19 protein-coding genes are annotated in these 22,282 nt (G+C 64.3%); 17 read left to right on the forward strand and 2 right to left on the reverse strand.

Features of this window, described 5'->3' with window-relative positions; genetic code table 11:
- Window positions 1–112: 112 nt before the first annotated feature.
- The 10 genes from BM017_RS14425 (at window position 113) to BM017_RS14470 (ending at window position 8,819) form a co-directional block, all read left to right on the forward strand.
- Window positions 113–1,429 (forward strand): OprD family outer membrane porin, encoded by a 1,317-nt coding sequence (locus BM017_RS14425; protein WP_092245389.1) that lies wholly within the window; start codon window positions 113–115, stop codon window positions 1,427–1,429.
- A gap of 76 nt (window positions 1,430–1,505) precedes the next feature.
- Window positions 1,506–1,949, forward strand: coding sequence for a CopD family copper resistance protein (locus BM017_RS14430; protein WP_092245392.1), 444 nt, complete (start codon window positions 1,506–1,508; stop codon window positions 1,947–1,949).
- Between the two features lie 292 nt (window positions 1,950–2,241).
- Window positions 2,242–3,417, forward strand: coding sequence for an NnrS family protein (locus tag BM017_RS14435; protein WP_092245395.1), 1,176 nt, complete (start codon window positions 2,242–2,244; stop codon window positions 3,415–3,417).
- Between the two features lie 9 nt (window positions 3,418–3,426).
- Window positions 3,427–3,843 (forward strand): hypothetical protein, encoded by a 417-nt coding sequence (locus BM017_RS14440; RefSeq protein WP_092245398.1) that lies wholly within the window; start codon window positions 3,427–3,429, stop codon window positions 3,841–3,843.
- 100 nt (window positions 3,844–3,943) lie between these two features.
- On the forward strand, window positions 3,944–4,591 hold the full coding sequence (gene pdxH / locus BM017_RS14445) for a pyridoxamine 5'-phosphate oxidase (RefSeq protein ID WP_092245401.1): 648 nt from the start codon (window positions 3,944–3,946) through the stop codon (window positions 4,589–4,591).
- A gap of 83 nt (window positions 4,592–4,674) precedes the next feature.
- Entirely contained in the window at window positions 4,675–5,229 is a 555-nt protein-coding gene (gene moaB / locus BM017_RS14450) for a molybdenum cofactor biosynthesis protein B (protein ID WP_092245404.1), read from the forward strand.
- Window positions 5,226–6,452, forward strand: a complete 1,227-nt coding sequence (glp, locus tag BM017_RS14455) for a molybdopterin molybdotransferase MoeA (protein WP_092245407.1) — start codon at window positions 5,226–5,228, stop codon at window positions 6,450–6,452. Before moaB ends, glp begins: the two co-directional genes overlap by 4 nt.
- Before the next feature lie 9 nt (window positions 6,453–6,461).
- Window positions 6,462–7,457 carry a ubiquinone anaerobic biosynthesis protein UbiU gene (locus BM017_RS14460; protein WP_092245410.1) on the forward strand — a complete coding sequence of 332 codons (996 nt, stop codon included), beginning with the start codon at window positions 6,462–6,464 and terminating at the stop codon, window positions 7,455–7,457.
- A gap of 10 nt (window positions 7,458–7,467) precedes the next feature.
- The gene (locus tag BM017_RS14465) at window positions 7,468–8,358 is read left to right on the forward strand and encodes a U32 family peptidase (RefSeq protein WP_092245413.1); all 891 of its coding nucleotides are present in this window, start codon (window positions 7,468–7,470) and stop codon (window positions 8,356–8,358) included.
- Window positions 8,352–8,819, forward strand: coding sequence for a ubiquinone anaerobic biosynthesis accessory factor UbiT (locus tag BM017_RS14470; protein WP_092245416.1), 468 nt, complete (start codon window positions 8,352–8,354; stop codon window positions 8,817–8,819). Before BM017_RS14465 ends, BM017_RS14470 begins: the two co-directional genes overlap by 7 nt.
- A gap of 425 nt (window positions 8,820–9,244) precedes the next feature.
- Here the strand turns inward: BM017_RS14470 and narL are convergent, their stop codons facing one another.
- Window positions 9,245–9,892 carry a two-component system response regulator NarL gene (gene narL / locus BM017_RS14475; protein ID WP_092245419.1) on the reverse strand — a complete coding sequence of 216 codons (648 nt, stop codon included), beginning with the start codon at window positions 9,890–9,892 and terminating at the stop codon, window positions 9,245–9,247.
- Entirely contained in the window at window positions 9,889–11,691 is a 1,803-nt protein-coding gene (locus BM017_RS14480; RefSeq protein WP_092245422.1) for a HAMP domain-containing protein, read from the reverse strand. Before BM017_RS14480 ends, narL begins: the two co-directional genes overlap by 4 nt.
- A 310-nt stretch (window positions 11,692–12,001) precedes the next feature.
- On the opposite strand from BM017_RS14480, the gene BM017_RS14485 reads away from it, so the two are divergent.
- Genes BM017_RS14485 through BM017_RS14515 form a run of 7 tightly spaced genes read left to right on the forward strand, consistent with a single transcriptional unit; the run spans window position 12,002 to window position 22,281 of the window.
- Window positions 12,002–13,252, forward strand: coding sequence for an MFS transporter (locus tag BM017_RS14485; protein ID WP_092245424.1), 1,251 nt, complete (start codon window positions 12,002–12,004; stop codon window positions 13,250–13,252).
- Between the two features lie 2 nt (window positions 13,253–13,254).
- Complete coding sequence (locus tag BM017_RS14490; RefSeq protein WP_092245427.1) at window positions 13,255–14,652, forward strand: NarK family nitrate/nitrite MFS transporter; 1,398 nt, start codon at window positions 13,255–13,257, stop codon at window positions 14,650–14,652.
- Window positions 14,653–14,709: 57 nt separating this feature from the next.
- The gene (locus BM017_RS14495) at window positions 14,710–18,483 is read left to right on the forward strand and encodes a nitrate reductase subunit alpha (RefSeq protein WP_092245430.1); all 3,774 of its coding nucleotides are present in this window, start codon (window positions 14,710–14,712) and stop codon (window positions 18,481–18,483) included.
- Window position 18,484: 1 nt separating this feature from the next.
- Window positions 18,485–20,023: a nitrate reductase subunit beta gene (gene narH / locus BM017_RS14500; protein ID WP_092245433.1), complete on the forward strand. Its 1,539-nt coding sequence runs from the start codon at window positions 18,485–18,487 to the stop codon at window positions 20,021–20,023.
- 3 nt (window positions 20,024–20,026) lie between these two features.
- Window positions 20,027–20,782 carry a nitrate reductase molybdenum cofactor assembly chaperone gene (gene narJ, locus BM017_RS14505; RefSeq protein ID WP_092245436.1) on the forward strand — a complete coding sequence of 252 codons (756 nt, stop codon included), beginning with the start codon at window positions 20,027–20,029 and terminating at the stop codon, window positions 20,780–20,782.
- Complete coding sequence (gene narI, locus BM017_RS14510) at window positions 20,775–21,455, forward strand: respiratory nitrate reductase subunit gamma (protein ID WP_092245439.1); 681 nt, start codon at window positions 20,775–20,777, stop codon at window positions 21,453–21,455. Before narJ ends, narI begins: the two co-directional genes overlap by 8 nt.
- Before the next feature lie 10 nt (window positions 21,456–21,465).
- A complete protein-coding gene (locus BM017_RS14515) occupies window positions 21,466–22,281 on the forward strand; it encodes a peptidylprolyl isomerase (RefSeq protein ID WP_092245442.1) in 816 nt (271 codons plus the stop codon).
- Window position 22,282 lies beyond the last annotated feature (1 nt).

Below are 22,282 nucleotides of genomic sequence, written 5' to 3' on the forward strand. Positions count from 1 at the left end.
TTTTTCCCGGCCACGCAACGCTATACCGTGCGCGCTCCCGTTGACTGCAGCCCCCCTGGCACAACAAAAACAGCGCTGCGACGGGGCGCCTCAATCACTTCTCGGAGCCTTCATGAACCACAAGACTTGCCTGGCGCTCGCCGTCTCCATCGGCGCTGCGCAGCAGGCGGCTGCATCGGGTTTTATCGATGACAGCAAAGCCAGCCTCGACCTGCGCAACTTCTACTACAACCAGGACACCCGCAACGCCAAGGCCGCCTCGGACAAGGAATGGGGCCAGGCCTTTATGTTCAACTACCAGTCCGGTTTCACCGAAGGCACGGTCGGCTTGGGTCTGGACCTGCAAGAGTGGTACGGCCTGCGCCTGGACGCCTCCGGCCGGGCCGGCAAGTCCGGTGCCGACAACACCCCCGGCAGCGTCTTCCCGCTGGACGATGGCAAGGCCGCCCATGACTTCAGCAAGACCGGCGTCACCGGCAAACTGCGCATTGCCCAGACCCAACTCAAGGCTGGCAGCCTGACGCCCAGGCTGCCGGTGCTGACCACCGAAGACGGGCGCCTGTTGCCCCAGACTTTCCGCGGCTATCAGGTGGAGTCCAGGGACTTCAAGGACATCAACCTGATCGCGGGCAAGATCGAGCAGGTCGTGGACCGCAATTCCAGCAACGGCCAAGGCCTGTCGATTGCCGGCGCCAATGACCCGGTCAAGGGCAAGTCCAGTCACCAGTTCTACTACGGCGGCGTGGATTACACCGTCAGCAAGCAACTGCAGGTGCAGTACTACTACGCCAGCCTGGAGAACTTCTACCAACAGCACTTCCTGGGCCTGGTGCACAACTGGCAACTGCCGGTGGGGCAGCTCAAGAGCGACCTGCGGTATTTCTACAGCACCGCCGACGGTAAGAACGGCAGTGCGTCGGGCCGGAGCGAAGGTTATGTCGGCTCGGGCTACTACGCGCCCGGCGTCACCACAGGCAAGGTCGACAACCGCTTGTGGAGCGCACTGTTCACCTATGGCTTGAGCGGGCATTCGCTGAGCCTGGGCTACCAGAAAACCACCGGGCAAAGTGACTTCCCGCACATCAACCAGGGGCAGGGCCGTTCGCTTTACCTGATCACCAACTCCCAGTCGCTCAAGTTTGTGAATGCCGGCGAACAGGCCATGGTGGGCAGTTATGCCTATGACTTTGCCAGCCTGGGCGTACCGGGGTTGCGCTCCAGTGTGACTTACATTCACGGCAGCCATATCCGCACCGCCGGCCGCGACAACAGCGAATGGGAGCGCGACCTGCGCCTGGACTACGTGATCCCCACCGGCGCCTTGAAAGGGCTGGGCTTTACCTGGCGCAGTGCGGTATTGCGCGGCAATGACACGGCGGACAAGGACGAGACGCGGCTGATTGTCAGCTACAGCATCCCGTGGCTGTAACGGGCTTGACCGACGTCAAGGCGCGCAAGCCTCCAGGCCGCCACACTGTCGCCTCGACGCCACCTGCGAGGCCACCATGCTTTACCTGCTGTTTCTGCTGGCCCATCTGTTCGCCGCGCTGATCTTCATCGGCACGGTGTTTTTCGAAGTGCTGATCCTGGGCGGTCTGCATCGGCAATTGCCGGCGCGGGTGATGCTGCAGGTCGAGCAAGGCATCGGTGTGCGTGCCCGGGCGCTGATGCCGTGGGTGTTGCTGGTGCTGTTCGGCGCCGGGCTGGGCATGGTCGGCTTGCGTTACCTGCCGGTGTTGGCCGCGCCGTTCGCGTCGTCGTTCGGCACCCTGTTGACCCTCAAGCTGATCCTCGCCGCCAGTGTGCTGCTGCACTTTCTGCTGACGATGCTGCGCATGCGCCGTGGCCGGGTGAGTGCGGCTTACCTGCGGGTTATCCATCTGAGCCTGTTCGGGCATATGGTCGCCATCGTGCTGTTGGCCAAGAGCATGTTTTACCTGACCTGGTAAAGCCCTTGATGCACATCAAGGTACGCCGTGGCGTCGCACCGATGAGGGTTTCACGGTGCACGGTGATTGCAGCCGCATTGGTCTGGGTCTGTTCGGCTGACACTAGCGGGACGTGCCCTCGGCAAACTCGATCTTGTTGACCCGCTGGTGCAGGCGCACGCACAGCGTGCCGAGCAAGGCGAACTTGCTCCGAGGTTAATCCGGTTGCCCTTGGCGCAGCTTGATCTGCGACAAGGGCAAGATGCGCACACCGGCGCACCATCGGCGCAGTGATAAATTCAGGAGCCCTGCCATGCACGTACTGGATCGACGCAAGGCCATGTCGATTACCCCGCTGTTTCGCCTGGCCTTCCGGCCGTTTTTCCTCGGTGCCTGCCTGTTGGCCGCGCTGGCGGTGCCGCTGTGGCTGCTGGCCCTGGGCGGCATGACCGGCAGTTGGCAACCGGCCGGCGGCTGGCTGGCCTGGCATCGGCATGAACTGCTGTTCGGCTTTGGCCTGGCGATCATCGCCGGTTTCTTGCTGACGGCGGTGCAGACCTGGACCGGTCGCCCCGGACTCAGCGGGGCACCGTTGGGCGCACTGGCGACGCTGTGGCTGGCGGCGCGCGTGGGCTGGTTGCTCGACCTCCCGCTGCCATTGCTGGTGGTGCTGGAACTGAGCTTCCCGCTGGCTGTGGCGGGCGTGATGGGATGGACGCTGTGGCAGGTGCGGCAGACGCGCAATTATCCGATTGTGCTGGTGCTGGTATTGCTGGCGGTGGCCGATGGCTTGTCACTGTATGACCAGGGCCTGCAGCGCCAGGCGGTGTTGACCGGCCTCTGGCTGGTGGCGGCGATGATGGGGCTGATCGGCGGGCGGGTGATCCCGTTTTTCACCCAGCGCGGCCTGGGTCGGGTCGCGGCGGTCAAGCCCTGGCCCTGGTTGGATCACCTGCTGTTGGGCGGTTCGATTCTAGTGGGGCTGTTGTATGCCGGTGGGGTGGCCTTGTTGCCACGGGCCTGGATCGGTGTGCTGTTCGCGCTGCTGGGCGTGGGCCACCTGCTGCGCCTGGCGCGTTGGCATGCTCGCGGCCTGTGGCGGGTGCCGCTGCTGTGGTCCCTGCACCTGGCCTATGCCTGGCTGGCGCTGGCGTGCCTGGGCATGGCGCTGTGGCATTTTGGCGTGCCGCTCAACCCGAGCCTGGCGGTGCACGCCTTGACCATCGGCGCCATGGCCGGGTTGATCCTGGCGATGATCGCGCGGGTCAGCCTGGGCCATACCGGCCGGCCATTGCAGCCGCCCTCGGGGATGACCCTGGCCTTTGCGCTGCTGAACCTGGCGTGTGTGTGCCGGGTGCTGCTGGTGCTGGTGTGGCCGGTGGCGGCGTTGTGGCTGGCCGCGCTGTGCTGGTCCGTCGGCCTGGGGCTGTACCTGTGGCGCTACGGGCCGATGCTGTGGCAGGCGCGTGTCGACGGGCATCCGGGTTAGGAGAGATCCATGTATTCAGTGCTATTGATGGTTCATCTGCTGGCGGCCAGCGCGTTCATCGGCACGCTGTTTTTTGAAGTGGTGATCTGGCACAGCGCCCGGGAGGAGTTGGCCTGGTCCGCGCAGTTCACCTGCGACCAGGCGATTGCCCGGCGCTCGCGACGGGTGCTGCATCTGGTGGTCATCGTGCTGTACGGCGCGGGCCTGGGGCTGGCCTGGCACTACTGGGGCGTGCCGTGGAACAGTCGTTTTGCGTGGCTGCTGAGCCTGAAAATCCTGCTGGCCCTGAGCATCATCGGGCACTACCTGTTGCTGGCGTACTGGCTGGGTAAACAGCGCCTGAGCGCCAAGCGTGCACGGTGGATTCGGCGCAGCATCCTCGCGCACATGGTGCTGATCGTGATCATCGCCAAGTCGTTGTGGTAAGCGGTATGCGGCGTCATGCCGCGGCCGATTGTTGATCGCGGTCAAGGGATAACGGTGCGCCAGTTCCCACACTGTGGCGAACTTTCTGGAGGACCGCGCCATGCCCCTGTCCCTTGCGCAATTGCGCCGCAACTACACCCTCTACGGCCTTCGCGACGACTGCCCGCAGGCCGACCCGCTGGAGCTGTTCGGCCAGTGGCTGGACCAGGCCCGCAAGACCGAAGTGCCGCCGGCCGAGGCCAACAGCATGGCCCTGGCCACGGTGGACGGCCAGGGGCATGCCCACTGCCGCATCCTGCTGCTCAAGGGCTTCAGCGCCGACGGGTTTTTCTTTTTTGGTAATTACCAGAGCGCCAAGGGCCATGAACTGGCGGACAACCCCCATGCCGCCATGACGTTCTTCTGGCCGGGCCTGGAGCGCCAGGTGCGTATCGAAGGCCCGGTGGTGAAGGCCGATGCCGAGCTGTCGGACGACTACTTCGATGCCCGCCCGGCCGCCAGCCAGTTGGGCAGCTGGGCCTCGCCCCAGAGCCAGCCCCTGGCCCATCGCAGCGAGTTGGAAGGGCGCCTGCGCGAGGTCACCGAGCGTTTTGCCGGGCGCCAGCCGCCCCGGCCCGAGCACTGGGGCGGCTACTGCCTGCAACCCCGGCGCATCGAGTTCTGGCAAGGCCGGCCAGACCGCTTGCACGACCGCCTCGACTACCGCCTGCATGACAGCGGGTGGCAGCGCACGCGCCTGGCCCCCTGACGGCATACCTCCTTCGAGGAATAGGCCCTGCGCCCGATGCGGCGCAGGCTGGACGCATCTTTTCAACGCCTGGAGCCTGGATCATGGCCCATCTGACCCAATGCAGTTTCGTTTCCCTGAACATCGCGGTGCTGACCATCAGCGACACCCGCACCTACGACACCGACACCTCCGGGGACACGCTGGTGGACCGCCTGCAACGTGCCGGCCACATGCTGATCGACCGGGGCATCGTGATGGATGACATCTACCAGATCCGCGCACGCGTCTCGCAATGGATCGCCGACCCGCAGGTGCAAGTGGTGCTGATGACCGGCGGCACCGGCTTCACCGCGCGCGACAACACGCCCCAGGCGGTGTTGCCGCTGCTGGACAAACAGGTGGATGGCTTTGGCGAGTTGTTCCGCCAGGTATCGCTGGAGGAAATCGGCATGTCGACCCTGCAATCCAGGGCCCTGGCCGGTTTCAGCAACGGCGTGCTGGTGTGCTGCATGCCCGGTTCGCCGGGGGCCTGTCGTACTGCCTGGGACCAGATCCTGGTTGGCCAGTTGGACAGCCGTACCGGCCCGTGCAATTTTGCGCCGCACCTCAAGCCGCAACTCGATCAGATACTCGCTGCTTGTGAGACGCGCTCATGAGCCCCTGCGACAGCGGCGACCTGCTGCCGGTGGAAGAGGCCATCGAGCAGTTGCTGGCCCAGGCGCCGCCGCCACCGGCCACCGAAATGCTTGCGTTGGCCCAGGCCCTGGGCCGGGTGACCGCCGAAGAGGTGTTCTCGCCCCGCGACCTGCCGGGTTGGGACAACAGCGCCATGGACGGCTACGCCCTGCGCGCGTTTGACGTGCCGGAGCAGGGCGGCTACCTGGAAGTGGTCGGGCGGATCGCCGCCGGGCACAGTACGGATGTGCCGTTGCAGCCCGGGCAAGCCGTGCGCATCTTCACCGGCGCGCCGCTGCCGCCGGGCGCCGATAGCGTGGTGCCGCAGGAACGCTGCCGGGTGTATGGCCAGCGCATCTGGTGCCCGCCGTTGCGCCTGGGCGAACACGTTCGCAAGCGCGGCGAAGAGCTGCAACGCGGGCAACGAGTACTGAGCGCCGGCAAACGCCTGCGCGCCCAGGAACTCGGCCTGCTGGCGGCGGCGGGCATTCCCCGGGTCAAGGTCTACCGGCCTCTGCGCGTGTGCCTGCTCAGCAGTGGCGATGAACTGCGCGAGCCGGGCGAGTCGCTGGCGCCGGGGCAGATCTACAACAGCAATCGCTACCTTGTGGCGGCGTTGCTGCGTGGCTGGGGCGTGGAGGTACACGACTACGGCGTGATGGCCGACGCCCTGGCGGCCAGCCGCGATGCGTTGATGCTGGCCTCGTCTGAGTGCGACCTGCTGCTGACCACCGGCGGCGTGTCGGTGGGTGAAGAGGACCATCTCAAACAGGCGATCCAGGCACTGGGCAAGGTCGAGTTCTGGCGCCTGGCGATCCAGCCCGGCAAACCCCTGGCGTTCGGCCAAGTGGCCGGCAAACCCTGGATCGGCCTGCCGGGCAACCCCACCGCCGCGCTGGTCACCACGCTGATCGTGGTGCGCCCGTTCCTGCTGCGCGCCCAAGGTGTGGAGCGGGTGTTGCCGGTGCCTGTCAGCGTGCCGGCGGCCTTCGAGTGGCTCAAACCCAACAAGCGCCGCCAGTACCTGCGTGCGCGCTTGAGCCCCGACAGCGATGGGCAGCTGCGCGCCATCCTGCACCCCCAGCAAAGCTCGGCGATGCTCGCCGCCGCCTGCTGGGCCGATGGCCTGGTGATCGTCGAGCGCGAGCAGCAGGTGCTCAAGGGCGCGGCCGTGCCATTCCTGTCGTTTGCCGATTTTCAATAAGGAGCCACCATGCAACTGGTCTGCCCGGCAGGCAACCTGCCTGCGCTGAAAGCCGCTGTACGCCAAGGCGCCGACGCGGTGTACGTGGGTTTTCGCGATGACACCAATGCCCGGCACTTCGCCGGGCTGAACATGGACGACAAGCAGTTCGACGCTGCTGTCGCCCATATCCGCCAGCACCAGCGCAAGCTCTACGTGGCGGTCAACACCTACCCGCAACCGAAAATCTGGTCGCGCTGGCAACGCGCCGTGGACCGTGCCGCCGACCATGGCGTGGACGCCCTGATCGCCGGCGACCCCGGCGTGCTCGGCTACGCCGCGCAACGTCATCCACAGCTGGCGTTGCACCTGTCGGTGCAGGGCTCGGCCACCCATGCGGCGGCGTTGAAATTCTATGTGGAGCGCTACGGCATCCGGCGCGCCGTGTTGCCTCGGGTGTTGTCGTTGGCCCAGGTCAAGCAGGTGGCGGCCAGCGGCACGGTGCCCATCGAGGTGTTCGGCTTTGGCAGCCTGTGCATCATGGCCGAAGGGCGTTGCCATCTGTCCTCCTACATCACCGGCGAATCCCCCAACCTGTGCGGCGTGTGTTCGCCGGCCAAGGCGGTGCGCTGGAGCGAGGACGCCGATGGCCTCAGCGCACGCCTGAGCGAAGTGCTGATCGACCGCTACACCCCGGACGAACCCGCCGGCTACCCGACCCTCTGCAAGGGCCGCTTCCTGGTGGGCGGCAAGCGCTTTCATGCGCTGGAAGAGCCCACCAGCCTCGACACCCTGGACCTGTTGCCCGAACTCAGTGCCATCGGCGTGGAAGCGGTGAAGATCGAAGGCCGGCAACGCAGCCCGGCCTATGTGGAGCAAGTTACCCGCGTATGGCGCGCCGCCCTCGACGCCCATCGCAGCAGCCCGGCCCATTTCGCGGTCCAGGACCAATGGCGCCAGGTGCTTGCCGGGCTTTCCGAAGGCAGCCAGACCACCCTGGGGGCTTACCATCGTGCATGGCAATGAGGACACACACATGAAACTCAGCCTGGGACCGGTGCTGTTTTATTGGGACAAGGAACAGTTGGGGCGCTTCTACGCCGACATGGCCGCCTTGCCCCTGGACGTGATTTACCTGGGGGAAACCGTGTGCGCCAAACGCCGCGCGCTGAACCTGGATCAATGGCTGGGCCTGGGGCGTGAGTTGCAGGCGTGCAGCCCGGCGCAGATCGTGCTGTCGAGCCTTACCCTGATCGAAGCCGCGTCCGAACTCTCCAGCCTGCGCCGCCTGTGCGACAACGGCGAGTTGCTGGTGGAGGCCAACGACATGGGCGCCGTGCAGTTGCTAATCGAGCGCAAAGTGCCCTTTGTCGGTGGCCCGGCGCTCAACCTCTACAACGGCCACGCTCTGGTGCAACTGCTCGACGCAGGCATGCAACGCTGGGTGCCGCCGGTGGAATGCTCCCACGGGCTGATCGCCGATGTGCTGGAGCAGGTCCGCGAACTGGGGCGGCCGCTGCCCGAGGTGGAGATCTTCGCCTACGGCCATTTGCCCCTGGCGTACTCGGCGCGCTGTTTCAGCGCCCGTGCGGAAAACCGGCCCAAGGACGACTGTCAGTTCTGTTGCATCAATTACCCGGATGGCATGGCGTTGACCAGCCAGGAGGGGCAGGCGCTGTTTACCTTGAATGGGATTCAGACGATGTCCGCCGAGGTGACCAACTTGCTGGCGGACTATCCCGGTCTGGTGGCCTGTGGCGCCGACCTGTTGCGCCTGAGCCCACGGGCCGAGGGCATGGCCGAGGTGGTGCGTGCCTTCGACGAGGTGCGCCAGGGGGCCACGCCGCCGTTGGTGGTGAGTGGCTGCAACGGTTACTGGCATGGGCAGGCCGGCATGTTACGGGTCGAGGAGGTGGGGTTGTGTTGAGTCGCAAGCAATGGTTGCTCAAGGGCGCTGACCGGGTATTGCCGCTGGTTCGCCGTGTGCCTTTCGCAGTGCAGCGCCTGGCGTTGCAACAGGGGCTCAACCGCTGCCTGGCCGAGCCGCTGCGCGACGGCGGTTTTGACCTGCTGCGCGGGCGCTGGCTGTGCCTGCGGATTCCGGACCTGGGTTTGTGCTGGTACCTGACATTGACGCGGGACGGGTTGCGGATTGCGCAGAAGGCGCAGGCCCAGGTGACCATCAGCGGCAATTGGCGCGAATTTCTATTGCTGGCCAGTCGGCAGGAAGACCCGGATACGTTGTTCTTCCGGCGGCGCCTGGTGATCGAAGGGGACACGGAGCTGGGGTTGGGTTTGAAGAACCTGATCGACAGCCTCGACCCGGAGGTCTTGCCGCCCTGGTTGTGGCGCAATCTGGAGCGGGCCGGGCGGGGGCTTGCGACCTGACGGCATCTGCGCCCCGGGGGTTGGGGTATGCCTCGTTGGGGGGGCTCGGTGGGCATATGTCGGTGGGCATATCCGTTTCTTCGGTAACGGCCGCCTATGGTTCCGCCCTTACGGCGGGTCACTTTTGAAAAGAGCCCAAAAGTAACCAAACCAGGATGAACGCGGCGACCTCACTGTTTTTTGGGGCTGCTTCGCAGCCCGACGCGGGGCAAGCCCGCTCGCCACAGTAAGTGGGTTACACAGCACAAAAAGCGTATCTGCGATGTGCAGCGAGTCGCTCTTGCTTTTGATCTTCGGCGCCCCGTCAACCCTGTGTCCGGTCCATACAGCGCTCTTCCAAAAGTGACCCGCTGTAAGAGCGGAACCGTCAGCAGCCGTTACCTAAATAACGGATATGTACTCACACCCCTCAACCTCAAAAAAACTCACCCGACCTGCCTCAAATGCTCCATCGCCCAAACCGCCGCTTCCACCCGCGACCTCAACCCCAGCTTATGCAGCAAATTCTTCACATGCACCTTCACCGTCCCCTCGGTAATCCCCAACTTATGCCCGATCACCTTGTTGCTGTAGCCACTGGCAATCGTCTTCAACACCTGCCGCTCCCGCTCGGTCAATTCCACCGCCGCATGGGGTTGCGGCGAGCGCAACGCCTGGGCCAGGACCCTGGTCAAGCCAGGGCTGATCACCAATGCACCATGCAACGCATCACGGATAAACTCGACCACCAATTCCGGTTCCATGTCCTTGAGCAGGTACCCATTGGCATCCAGGCGCAGCGCATCGCGAATATCGTCTTCAGCGTCGGACACGGTAAACAGCAACACCTTGCCCGCGTAGTCCATGGCCCGCAGGCGGCGCAGGGTTTCCAGGCCGTTCATCTGCGGCATGTTGTTGTCCAGCAGCACCAGGTCCGGTTGCAGGCTGGCGATCCGGTCGAGGGCTTCCTGGCCGTTGCCGGCCTCGCCGACCACGTGCAGGTCATCTTCCAGTTCGAGGATCTGGCGCATGCCGTGGCGCATCATCGGGTGGTCGTCGACCAGCAGGATCCGGTGACGAAGAGGGACGTTCATGAGGTGCTGCCTTGTAGGGTGTGGCCGAGGAATTCCGGCTGGAAACGCAGTTGCACGCGGGTGCCCTGGGGCTCGCGTGGGCTGATCTCAAGCAGGCCGTGCAGGCTGCGGGCGCGTTCGTCCATGATGGTCAGGCCGTGGTGTTCGCGCTGGTCGACGGCGCCGCAGAAGCCCCGGCCATCATCTTCGATGCTCAGGCTCACGGTCTCGCCGACCTGGCGCAGTTGCAGCCAGGCATTCTGTGCATGGGCGTGGCGCAGGCAGTTGGACAGCGCCTCGCGGGTGATCTGCAGCATGTGAATCTGCTCGCTGGCCGACAGCTGGAAGGCCAGGGCGTCCGCGTGCAAGTGCACCTGGAATTCGCCGCGTCGGGAGAATTCTTCGGCGGTGTCCTGCAACTCCTGCACCAGCCCGGCGTCGTGGATCTGCAGGCGGAAGGTGGTGAGCAATTCGCGCAGTTGGCGGTAGGCGTTGTTCAGGCCATCGCGCAGTTCGCTGGTGACGGAGGCCAGGGTTTCCACCGGCTCGCCACGGCGGATCAGGGTTTGCATGCGGCTCACTTGCAGCTTCATGTAGGACAGCGCCTGGGCCAGGGAGTCGTGCAGTTCGCGGGCGATGATGGTGCGCTCGTCCAGCAGCAACAGGCGGTGGTCCTGCTCGCGCTGGCGCTTGAGCGACAGCGAGGTGCCGATCAGGTTGGCCAGGGCCTGGATCAGTTGTTTTTCCCAGTCCTGGGGCGGGTGGCCATCGAGGAAGTGCGCCTTGAGTTCGCCCAGTTCCGTGCCCTGGTTACTGATACTGAACACCTGCGGTGGTGCGGCCTTGTGTTTCTGGCAGGTGGCGCAGTCGCCGATGGCGCACACGTTGCGGCTGTTCTCGCCGTGCAGGGCCAGCATCTGCTGGGCCGGGGCAAGGAAGTGACCTTGCAGGCACAGCGACAGGCGCAGGCCCGGCAGGCGTTTCTGGAAGCGCCGGATCAGTTCATCCAGGCCCTCGGCGTTGGCCAGGCGCGTGGCCAGGCTGCGGCTGCTCTGGTAGAGCAGTTCGAGGGCGGCGTTGGCTTGTTGCAGGTTGAGGGTCTTGAGCTGTACCTGGGTTTCCAGGGTGCGATGGGAGGCCTCGATGGTCTCGGCCATGGCGTTGAAACTCAGGGCCAGTTGACCCAGTTCATCCTCGGAGCGGTGGTTGACCCGGGTCTTGAAGTCGCCGTCGCGAAAACGCCGGGTGGCGTGCACCAGTTCTTCCAGCGGGTTGACCACGCCGTACTGCAACTCGTACAGACCGAGCAGCAGGATGATCAAGGTGCTGAACAATGCCAGGCCCTGGATGCCTTGCTGCCAGCTCTGCTTCTGTTCGCTCTGTTGCTGCAACAGGCTGACGAACTGGTTCAGTTGCTCGACGAACGCCGGCGCGCGGGCCTGGAACAAGTCGGCATCACCGCGGATTACCGCCGGGCGCAGTTCGGTGTCCCAGCGTTGGCGGATGTGCTGGTAACTCTGCAACAGGGCGCTTTGCGGGCCGTCTTCCAGCGCCGCCTTGAGCGAGGGGCTGTCGAGCCGGCGTTGCAGGCTCTGGCTGACCTCGGCGACCTCATCCGCGCGCGCGCCGGCCGCCAGCTTCCAGCTGAGGTGGTAGGTCTCCATGCGCACCGAGCCTGCGGTGTTGATCGCTGCGGCGTCGCCCTGGCTGAACCAGGCGATCAGCCCGGCGCTGAGGGAGCTGGCCAGGGCCAGGATCGCGATCAGGATCACCGCCAGGCCGGCGCGGGCGGGCAGGGAGCTGCGCAGCCAGTCAAGCATGACGGTGCAGTCGGAGTGGATGGCAGAGCAGCATGGTCGCACCTGGAGCGGGAAAGGGGGGTGTCAATGGCCTTCCCTGGCGCACTACCTCTAAAGAATCGCCGGCGAACCCTCCCACGGACAAAAGCCGGCACAAGAGAACAATCCATTGATAAATAAAGGCTTTCTCTTGTTCTGGTGCCTACCTCCTTGGAGGTAGACGCGGCGAGCATAGCCCCATACCCACCCGGCGGACGTTGACCTGGGTCAAGTTCCACACAAGTGCCGCCCCTAACCTGCGCCCATGGAATCACTTTCTGGAGCGCATACCGTGACTCAACCCCGTATAAGACAAGGCCTGGTGCTGGGCATGAGCACCCTGGCCTTCACCGTCTGCTTCATGGTGTGGATGATGTTCGCCGTGCTCGGCGTGCCCATCAAGGAGCTGCTGCAACTCAACGAAACCCAGTTCGGCCTGCTGGCCGCTACGCCGGTATTGACCGGCTCCCTGGTACGCCTGCCACTGGGGCTGCTCACCGACCGTTTCGGCGGGCGCATCGTGTTCTTCCTGCTGATGCTCGCCTGCGTGTTGCCGCTGTACCTGATCACCTACGCCACCGCCTACTGGCAGTTCCTGGTGCTGGGCCTGTTTGTCGGCCTGGCCGGCGGCTCGTTTTCGGTGGGCATCGCCTACGTCGCCAAATGGTTCGACAAGCACAACCAGGGCTTCGCCATGGGCGTGTTCGGCGCCGGCAACGCGGGGGCGGCGGTGACCAAGTTTCTCGCGCCCGGCCTGATCGCCCTCGGCACCTGGCACCTGGTGCCCAAGGTATTCAGCGCGATCCTGTTTATCACCGCGCTGCTGTTCTGGTTCCTCACCAGCGAAAACAACGCCCACCGCAGCGCCGGCGGCGCCACCTTGCGCCAGCAGTTGCTATGCCTCAAAGACCCGGCCGTGTGGCGCTACTGCCAGTACTACTCGATTGTGTTCGGCGGCTATGTGGCGCTGGCGCTGTGGGTGACCAAGTACTACGTGCAGGAATACGGTTTCAGCCTGCAAAGCGCTGCGCTGCTGGCTGCGTGTTTCTCGCTGCCGGGTGGTGTGCTGCGCGCCGTGGGCGGCTGGATGTCCGACCGCTGGGGCGCGCAGAGCGTGACCTGGTGGGTGTTGTGGGTGAGCTGGGTGTGCCTGTTCCTGCTCAGCTACCCGCAGACCCAGTTGCAGGTGATGACCGTCAACGGCCCGCTGGATTTCCACATCGGCCTCACCCCTGCGCTGTTCACCGTGCTGCTGTTCGTGATGGGCATCGCCTTCGCGTTCGGCAAGGCCTCGGTGTTCAAGTACATCGCCAATGACTACCCGCAAAACATGGGCGCGGTGTCCGGCATCGTCGGCCTGGCCGGTGGTCTGGGTGGCTTTGTGCTGCCGATTATGTTCGGCGCCCTGGTGGACCTCACTGGCGTGCGCTCTTCCTGCTTCATGTTGATGTACGGCGTGGTCTGGGTGTCCCTGGCCTGGATGTACTTCAGCGAAATCCGCAAACAACCGCTGCTCGGCAAGCCCGCGCTCCAAGGAGAATGATCATGTCCATTGCGCAAAAGCCCACCTCGGGCCCGGTGATCCATGACTGGCGCCCCGAAGACCCGGCGTTCTGGGGCGCCAGCGGCAAGAAGACCGCCACCCGCAACCTGTGGATCTCGATCCCCGCGCTGTTGCTGGCCTTTGCCGTGTGGATGGTGTGGAGCACGGTGATCGTGCGCCTCAACGCCATCGGCTTCAGCTTCAGCACCGACCAGCTGTTCTGGCTGGCGGCACTGCCGGGCCTGTCTGGCGCGACGTTGCGGGTGTTCTACTCGTTCATGGTGCCGATCTTCGGCGGGCGCCGCTGGACCGCCCTGAGTACCGCGTCGTTGTTGCTGCCGTCGCTGTGGATGGGCTTCGCGGTGCAGGACCCCAACACGCCCTACAGCGTGTTCGTATTGATCGCGTTGCTGTGCGGTTTCGGCGGCGGCAACTTCGCTTCGAGCATGTCCAACATCAGCTTTTTCTACCCCAAGGCGCAGCAGGGCACCGCCCTCGGTTTGAACGCCGGCCTGGGTAACCTGGGCGTGTCGGTGATGCAGTTCTGCGTGCCGCTGGTGATCACCTTCGGGGTGTTCGGCCTGATGGGCGGGCAACCGCAAACCCTGGCCGACGGCAGCCAGCTGTGGTTGCAGAACGCCGGTTTCATCTGGGTGCCGTTCATCCTCACCGTCACCGTGGCCGCGTGGTTCGGCATGAATGATCTGTCCAGCGCCCGCGCGTCGTTCAGCGACCAGGCGGTGATCTTCAAACGCAAGCACAACTGGCTGATGTGTTGGTTGTACCTCGCGACCTTCGGTTCATTCATCGGTTTTTCGGCGGCGTTCCCGCTGCTGATCAAGACCTCGTTTCCCGAGGTGGTCGCGCTGAAATTCGCCTTCCTCGGCCCGTTGGTGGGCGCGTTGGTACGCCCGCTCGGCGGCTGGCTGGCAGACAAATTGGGCGGTGCGCGGGTGACCCTGTGGAATTTCGTGCTGATGATCGTGATGGTGTTCGGCGTGCTGCACTTTCTGCCGCAGAACGGGCAGGGCGGCAGCTTCTACGGCTTTCTCGGCCTGTTCATGCTGTTGTTCATCACCACCGGCATCGGCAACGGCTCCACCTTCCGCATGATCCCGGTGATCTTCCGCACCGTTCACGAGAAGGCCAGTGCCGGCAGACCCGCTGCGGTGCGTGAACAGGCCCTGAAGGACGCCGGCAAGGAATCTGCTGCGGTGCTGGGGTTCAGCTCGGCCATGGGCGCGTTCGGCGCGTTCTTTATCCCTAAATCCTTCGGCAGTTCCATGGCCGCCACCGGCAGCCCGGCCATGGCCTTCTACATGTTTGTCGGTTTCTACCTGAGCTGCATCGTCGTGACCTGGTGGTGGTACGCCCGCAAGGGCTGCGCCACACCCTGCTAGTCCGACCTGAATTCGCGGGGCAACGCACCCCACGGCACGCCTGATGAGGAAAGCACCATGAGTCACTTACTGGATCAACTGCGGTTCTTCAACCGCAAGCAAGACGAGTTCTCCGACGGCCACGGCGAGACCCGCAAGGAGTCCCGCGACTGGGAAAACGTCTACCGTTCGCGCTGGCAGTACGACAAGATCGTGCGCTCCACCCACGGGGTGAACTGCACCGGCTCCTGCTCGTGGAAGATCTACGTGAAGAACGGCCTGATCACCTGGGAAACCCAGCAGACCGACTACCCGCGCACCCGCAACGACCTGCCCAACCACGAACCCCGTGGCTGCCCGCGTGGCGCCAGCTACAGCTGGTACATCTACAGCGCCAACCGGCTCAAGTACCCGAAGATCCGCAAGCCGTTGCTCAAACTGTGGCGTGAAGCGCGCCTGACCATGGCTCCGGTGGAGGCCTGGGCGAGCATTGTCGAGGACAAGGCCAAGGCCGAGTCGTACAAGAGCAAGCGCGGCATGGGCGGTTTCATTCGCTCCAACTGGGAGGAGGTCAACGAGATCATCGCTGCCTCCAACGTCTACACCATCAAGCAATACGGGCCGGACCGCATCGTCGGCTTCTCGCCGATCCCGGCCATGTCCATGGTCAGCTACGCCGCCGGCTCGCGTTACCTGTCGCTGCTGGGCGGGGTGTGCCTGAGTTTCTATGACTGGTACTGCGACCTGCCACCGGCCTCGCCGATGGTGTGGGGCGAGCAGACCGACGTGCCGGAATCGGCCGACTGGTACAACTCCAACTACATCATTGCCTGGGGTTCCAACGTCCCGCAGACCCGTACGCCGGACGCGCATTTCTTCACCGAGGTGCGCTACAAGGGCACCAAGACCGTGGCCATCACCCCCGACTATTCGGAAGTGGCCAAGCTCACCGACCTGTGGCTCAACCCCAAGCAGGGTACCGACGCGGCGTTGGCCCAGGCCTTCAATCATGTGATCTTCAAGGAGTTCCATCTCGACCACCCGAGTACCTATTTCACCGACTACGCCAAGCGCTTCACCGACCTGCCGGTGCTGGTGATGCTCAAACCCGTGACCGGGTTTGCCCCCGGCGCCGGCTTCCAGCCCGACCGCTTCCTGCGCGCCTCGGACCTCACCGGCAACCTGGGCCAGGACAACAACCCGGAATGGAAAACCATCGCCCTCGATGAGAGCGGTGAGCTGGTGTCGCCACAAGGTTCCATCGGCTACCGCTGGGGCGAGAAGGGCAAGTGGAACATTCTCGCCAAAGAGGGCGGCGAAGGCCGTGCCATCGACCTCAAGCTCAGCCTGATCGGCGCAGACGTGGCCGAAGTCGGCTTCCCGTACTTTGCCGGTGAAGCCCACGAACACTTCCAGCACGTGGCCGGTGACGCGGTGCAGTTCCGCCGCGTGCCGGTGCTCAACGTGACGTTGGCCGATGGCAGCGTGGCCAAGGTCGCCACGGTGTTCGACCTGTCGGCGGCCAACCTGGCCATCGACCGTGGCCTGGGCGGCAGCAACGTGGCCCGGGACTACGACGACGCCAGCGTACCGGGCACCCCGGCCTGGCAGGAAGCGATCACCGGCGTCAGCCGCGAGAAAGCCATCCAGATCGCCCGTGAGTTCGCCGACAACGCCGACAAGACCAAGGGGCGCTCAATGATCATCGTCGGCGCGGCGATGAACCACTGGTACCACATGGACATGAACTACCGCGGGCTGATCAACATGCTCATGCTCTGCGGTTGCGTCGGCCAGACCGGGGGCGGCTGGGCCCACTATGTCGGCCAGGAAAAACTGCGCCCGCAATGCGGCTGGTTGCCCCTGGCGTTCGGCCTGGACTGGAGCCGCCCGCCACGCCAGATGAACGGCACCAGCTTCTTCTACGGCCACAGCTCGCAGTGGCGCCACGAAAAAATGAACATGCACGACGTGTTGTCGCCGATGGCGGACAAGTCGCAGTTCCCCACCCATGCACTGGACTACAACATCCGCGCCGAACGCGCCGGCTGGTTGCCCAGCGCGCCGCAACTGAACACCAACCCGCTGCATATCTGCCGGGACGCGGCCGCCGCCGGCATGGAGCCCAAAGACTACGTCATCAAGGCCTGGCAGGACGGCACCTTGCGCTTTGCCTGCGAGCAACCGGACAGCCCGGTGAACTTCCCGCGCAACATGTTCATCTGGCGTTCCAACCTGCTTGGTTCGTCGGGCAAGGGTCATGAGTACATGCTCAAATACCTGCTCGGCACCAAGAACGGCGTGATGAACGAAGACATCGGCTTTGGCGGCGAAAGCAAGCCCACCGAAGCCGAATGGGTCGACGACGGCGCCATCGGCAAACTCGACCTGGTGACCACCCTGGACTTCCGCATGTCGTCCACCTGCGTGTACTCCGACATCGTCTTGCCGACCGCCACCTGGTACGAAAAAGACGACATGAACACCTCGGACATGCACCCGTTCATCCACCCGTTGTCGGCAGCCATCGACCCGGCGTGGGAGTCGCGTTCCGACTGGGAAATCTACAAGGGCATTGCCAAGGCGTTCTCGGCCATTGCGGTCGGGCACCTGGGCGTCGAGCAGGACCTGGTGACCGTGCCGCTGATGCACGACAGCGTCGGCGAACTGGCCCAGCCGTTCGGTGGCACCGACTGGAAAAGCGCCGGTGTGGCGCCTGTACCCGGCAAGAACGCGCCGAACATGGCGGTGGTGGAGCGTGACTACCCGAACATCTACAAGAAATTCACCTCCCTTGGGCCCTTGCTGGAAAAACTCGGCAACGGCGGCAAGGGCATCAACTGGAACACCGATGACGAGGTGGCCTTCCTCGGCGAGCTGAACCATCACGAAGGCGACGCGGGCATCAGCCATGGCCGGCCGAAGATCGATACCGCCATCGATGCGGCCGAGGTGATCCTGTCCCTGGCCCCGGAAACCAACGGCCATGTGGCGGTCAAGGCCTGGGCGGCGCTGTCGGCCTTCACCGGCATCGACCACAGCCACCTGGCGCTGCCCAAGGCGCATGAGGCGATCCGCTTCCGCGACATCCAGGCGCAGCCGCGCAAGATCATCTCCAGCCCCACCTGGTCGGGCCTGGAAGACGACCACGTGAGCTACAACGCCGGCTACACCAACGTCCACGAAAACATCCCATGGCGCACCATCACCGGCCGCCAGCAGTTCTACCAGGACCACCCGTGGATGCAGGCGTTCGGCGAACAACTGATGAGCTACCGGCCACCGGTCAACACCCGCACCATCGAAGGGGTGAAGGGCAAGCGCAGCAATGGTGAGACCGAGATCGTGCTGAACTGGATTACCCCGCATCAGAAATGGGGCATCCACAGCACCTACAGCGACAACCTGCTGATGCTCACCCTGAGCCGTGGCGGGCCGATCGTCTGGCTCTCGGAGATCGACGCGAAACGCGCCGGCATCGAGGACAACGACTGGATCGAATGCTTCAACGTCAACGGCGCGCTGACCGCCCGCGCGGTGGTCAGCCAGCGCGTGAAGGAGGGCATGGTGATGATGTACCACGCCCAGGAACGCATCGTGAACGTGCCCGGTTCGGAGACCACCAAGACCCGTGGCGGCCACCACAACTCGGTGACCCGCGTGGTGCTCAAGCCGACCCACATGATCGGTGGCTACGCCCAGCAGGCCTACGGTTTCAACTATTACGGCACGGTCGGTTGCAACCGCGACGAGTTCGTCGTGGTGCGCAAGATGGCCAAGGTCGACTGGCTCGATGGTTCCACCGGCGATGACTTGCCGCGCCCATTGCCGACCGATATCGAGGAGAACTGAGATGAAGATTCGCTCACAGATCGGCATGGTGCTGAACCTGGACAAATGCATCGGCTGCCACACCTGCTCGATCACCTGCAAGAACGTGTGGACCAGCCGCGAAGGCATGGAGTACGCCTGGTTCAACAACGTCGAATCCAAGCCCGGCATCGGCTACCCCAAGGAGTGGGAAAACCAGGACAAATGGAAGGGCGGCTGGGTGCGCAACGCCAACGGCAGCATCAACCCGCGTATCGGCGGCAAGTTCCGCGTGTTGGCGAATATCTTCGCCAACCCGGACCTACCGAGCCTGGACGACTACTACGAGCCGTTCGACTTCGATTACCAGCACCTGCACACCGCGCCGTTGGGCGAGCACCAACCGACCGCGCGGCCGCGCTCGGTGGTCTCGGGCAAGCGCATGCAGAAAATCGAGTGGGGTCCGAACTGGGAGGAAATCCTCGGCACCGAGTTCGCCAAGCGCCGCAAGGACAAGAACTTCGACCAGATCCAGGCCGATATCTACGGCGAGTACGAAAACACCTTCATGATGTACCTGCCGCGCCTGTGCGAGCACTGCCTCAACCCGGCGTGCGCGGCGTCGTGCCCCAGTGGTGCGATCTACAAGCGTGAAGAAGACGGCATCGTGCTGATCGACCAGGAAAAATGCCGCGGCTGGCGTATGTGCATCAGCGGTTGCCCGTACAAGAAAATCTACTTCAACTGGAAGAGCGGCAAGTCCGAGAAATGCATCTTCTGCTACCCGCGCATTGAGGCCGGCATGCCCACCGTGTGTGCGGAAACCTGCGTCGGGCGCATCCGCTACCTCGGCGTTCTGCTCTACGACGCCGACCGCATCAGCGAAGTGGCGAGCACGGCCAGCGAGCACGACCTGTATGAAAAGCAACTGGAGATCTTCCTCGACCCGAATGACCCGGCGGTGATCCGCCAGGCCCTGGCCGATGGCGTGCCGCAGTCGGTGATCGACTCGGCGCAGCGTTCCCCCGTGTACAAAATGGCCGTGGACTGGAAGCTCGCACTGCCGCTGCACCCGGAATACCGCACCTTGCCGATGGTCTGGTACGTGCCGCCGCTGTCGCCGATCCAGAACGCTGCCGCTGCTGGCACCGTGGGCATGAACGGGGTGATTCCGGACGTGGACAGCCTGCGCATTCCGCTGCGCTACCTGGCCAACATGCTCACCGCCGGCGATGAGAAACCGGTCAAGCGTGCCCTCAAACGCCTGCTGGCGATGCGGGCTTTCAAGCGCTCGCAGCAGGTGGACGGCGTGCAGGACCTGCAAGTGCTCGAAGACGTGGGCCTGAGTGTGCCGCAGGTGGAAGAGATGTACCGCTACCTGGCGATTGCCAACTACGAAGACCGCTTTGTGGTGCCGAGCGCGCACCGTGAGGACGCCATGAGCGACGCCTTCGCCGAACGCTCCGGTTGCGGCTTCAGCTTTGGCAGCGGTTGCAGCGGCAGTTCCGACACCAACATGTTCGGTGCCAGGAAAGCCAACCGTCGCGACGTGCTGAAAACCGTCCAGATCTGGGAGGACTGAGCCATGCGCATTCTTAAAGTGATTTCGTTGCTGCTGGACTATCCCACCGAGGCCCTGGTGAATGGCCGCGATGAACTGGAGCAGGCAATTATCGAGTCGCGGGAAATCAGCCCCAAGCAACGCGGCGCGTTGTTCGAGCTGTTGGAGCTGATCTGCGCCAATGACCTGATGGATGGCCAGGAACACTACGGCGCGTTGTTCGGTCGTGGTCGTTCGCTGTCGCTGCTGCTGTTTGAACACGTGCACGGCGAGTCCCGGGATCGTGGCCAGGCGATGGTCGACATGATGGCCCAGTACGAGGCCGCGGGGTTTGCCATCGGCGTCAAGGAGCTGCCGGACTATATCCCGCTGTACCTGGAGTTCCTCTCCACCCGCGAAGACATCGAAGCCCGCGAAGGCCTGGCGGATGTGGCGCACCTGTTGGCGTTGCTTGCGGCGCGCCTGGAAGAGCGTGAGAGCGCCTACGCCAGTTGCATGCGTGCGCTGTTGCAGATCGCCGGCACCGAGCCGCACCAGGCCGTGGCCGAGGTGCGCGCCCAAGTGGCGGCCGAGCCACGCGACGACTCCCTCGAAGCCCTCGACAAGGTCTGGGAAGAGGAGGCCGTGGACTTTATGCAGGCCGAGCAGCAGGACCGTTGCAGCGCGATGCCAAGCGCACCCGGCAAGGCACGGGAAGAAAGCGCCGTGCCGCTGCATTGGGTGGATTTTCAGCAAGCAGCGCCGGCCGCCATGCCGGCCGGGGAGGTGGGTAATGTCTAAGTGGAATTTGCTGGTATTCGGGGTGTACCCCTATGTGGCCCTGGCGGTCTGTCTGCTGGGCAGTTGGGCGCGGTTCGACCTGTCGCAGTACACCTGGAAGGCCGGCTCCAGCCAGATGCTGAACAACCGTGGCATGCGCGTGGCGAGCAACTTTTTCCATATCGGCGTGCTGTTTGTGCTGGCCGGGCATTTTGTCGGCCTGCTCACACCGGCGTCGGTCTATCACCACGTAATCAGCACTGAAAACAAGCAACTGCTGGCGATGGTCTCCGGCGGATTCTTCGGCCTGCTGTGTCTGGTGGGGTTACTGATGCTGGTCAAGCGTCGCTTGAGCGACCCGCGGGTAAGCGCCACATCGAGTGCGTCGGACATCCTGGTCCTGCTGGTGCTGCTCGCGCAGTTACTGCTCGGTTTACTGACCATCGTCGCCTCGACCGGGCACATGGACGGCTCGGTGATGGTGATGCTCGCCGACTGGGCGCAGAACGTGGTGTTGCTGCGGCCGGTGCAGGCGGCGGAATCGATTGCGCCGGTGTCGCTGATCTACAAGGCCCACGTGGCATTGGGCTTGACCCTGTTCGTGCTGTTCCCGTTTACCCGCCTGGTGCACATGGTCAGCGCGCCGATCTGGTACCTGGGGCGGCGCTACCAAATCGTGCGGCAGAAGTCGTGAGGAGCGCGTGATGACCCAGCCTGAATTGATTGCCAGCAGTGAACAGGAATGGCCCATCGTCAGCGTCAACGGCGTGTCGATCACGCCCGAGGCGATGGCCCTGGAGTTGCAATACCACCCGGCCGAAAGCCGCGAAGCAGCGGTGTACCTGGCGGCCCGCGCCCTGGTGATTCGCGAGTTGCTGCAACAGCGCATTGCCGAGCTCGGCCTGACGGTGGACATCGCCCCCGGCGAGAACGAAGAGGAAGCGGCCACGCGCTTGCTGCTGGAGCGCGAAATCAGCGTGCCGCAGTGCGACGAAGCGACATGCCGGCATTACTTTGAGAGCAATCGCGGGCGCTTCCACAGCGCGCCGTTGCTGGCGGTGCGGCACATCCTGTTCGAGTGCGCGCCAGACGATGCCGAGGCGCGCCAGATGGCCCATGTGCAGGCGCAAATCCTGTTGCTGAGCCTGGCACAGACCCCCGGCGGTTTCGCCGAGCTGGCGCTGAAGTATTCGGCGTGCCCCTCCAAGGCCCAGGGCGGTTCGCTGGGCCAGATCAGCAAGGGCCAGACCGTGCCTGAACTGGAGCGCCAGCTGTTCACCCTGGCACCGGGCCTGGCCGACAAACCGTTGGAAAGCCGCTATGGCTGGCATGTGATCAGCATCGACCAGCGTATCGAAGGGCAGCCGTTGCCTTATGAAGCGGTGGCCGGGGCGATTCGCACCCAGCTGCAACAAGGCGTGTGGCAGAGGGCATTGGTGCAGTACCTGCAAACCCTGATCGGCGCGGCGGACATTCGTGGCCTTGCGCTGCAGGGCGCCGACTCGCCGCTGGTGCAGTGAC

Source organism: Pseudomonas sp. NFPP04 (assembly GCF_900113815.1).
Lineage (GTDB): Bacteria > Pseudomonadota > Gammaproteobacteria > Pseudomonadales > Pseudomonadaceae > Aquipseudomonas > Aquipseudomonas extremorientalis.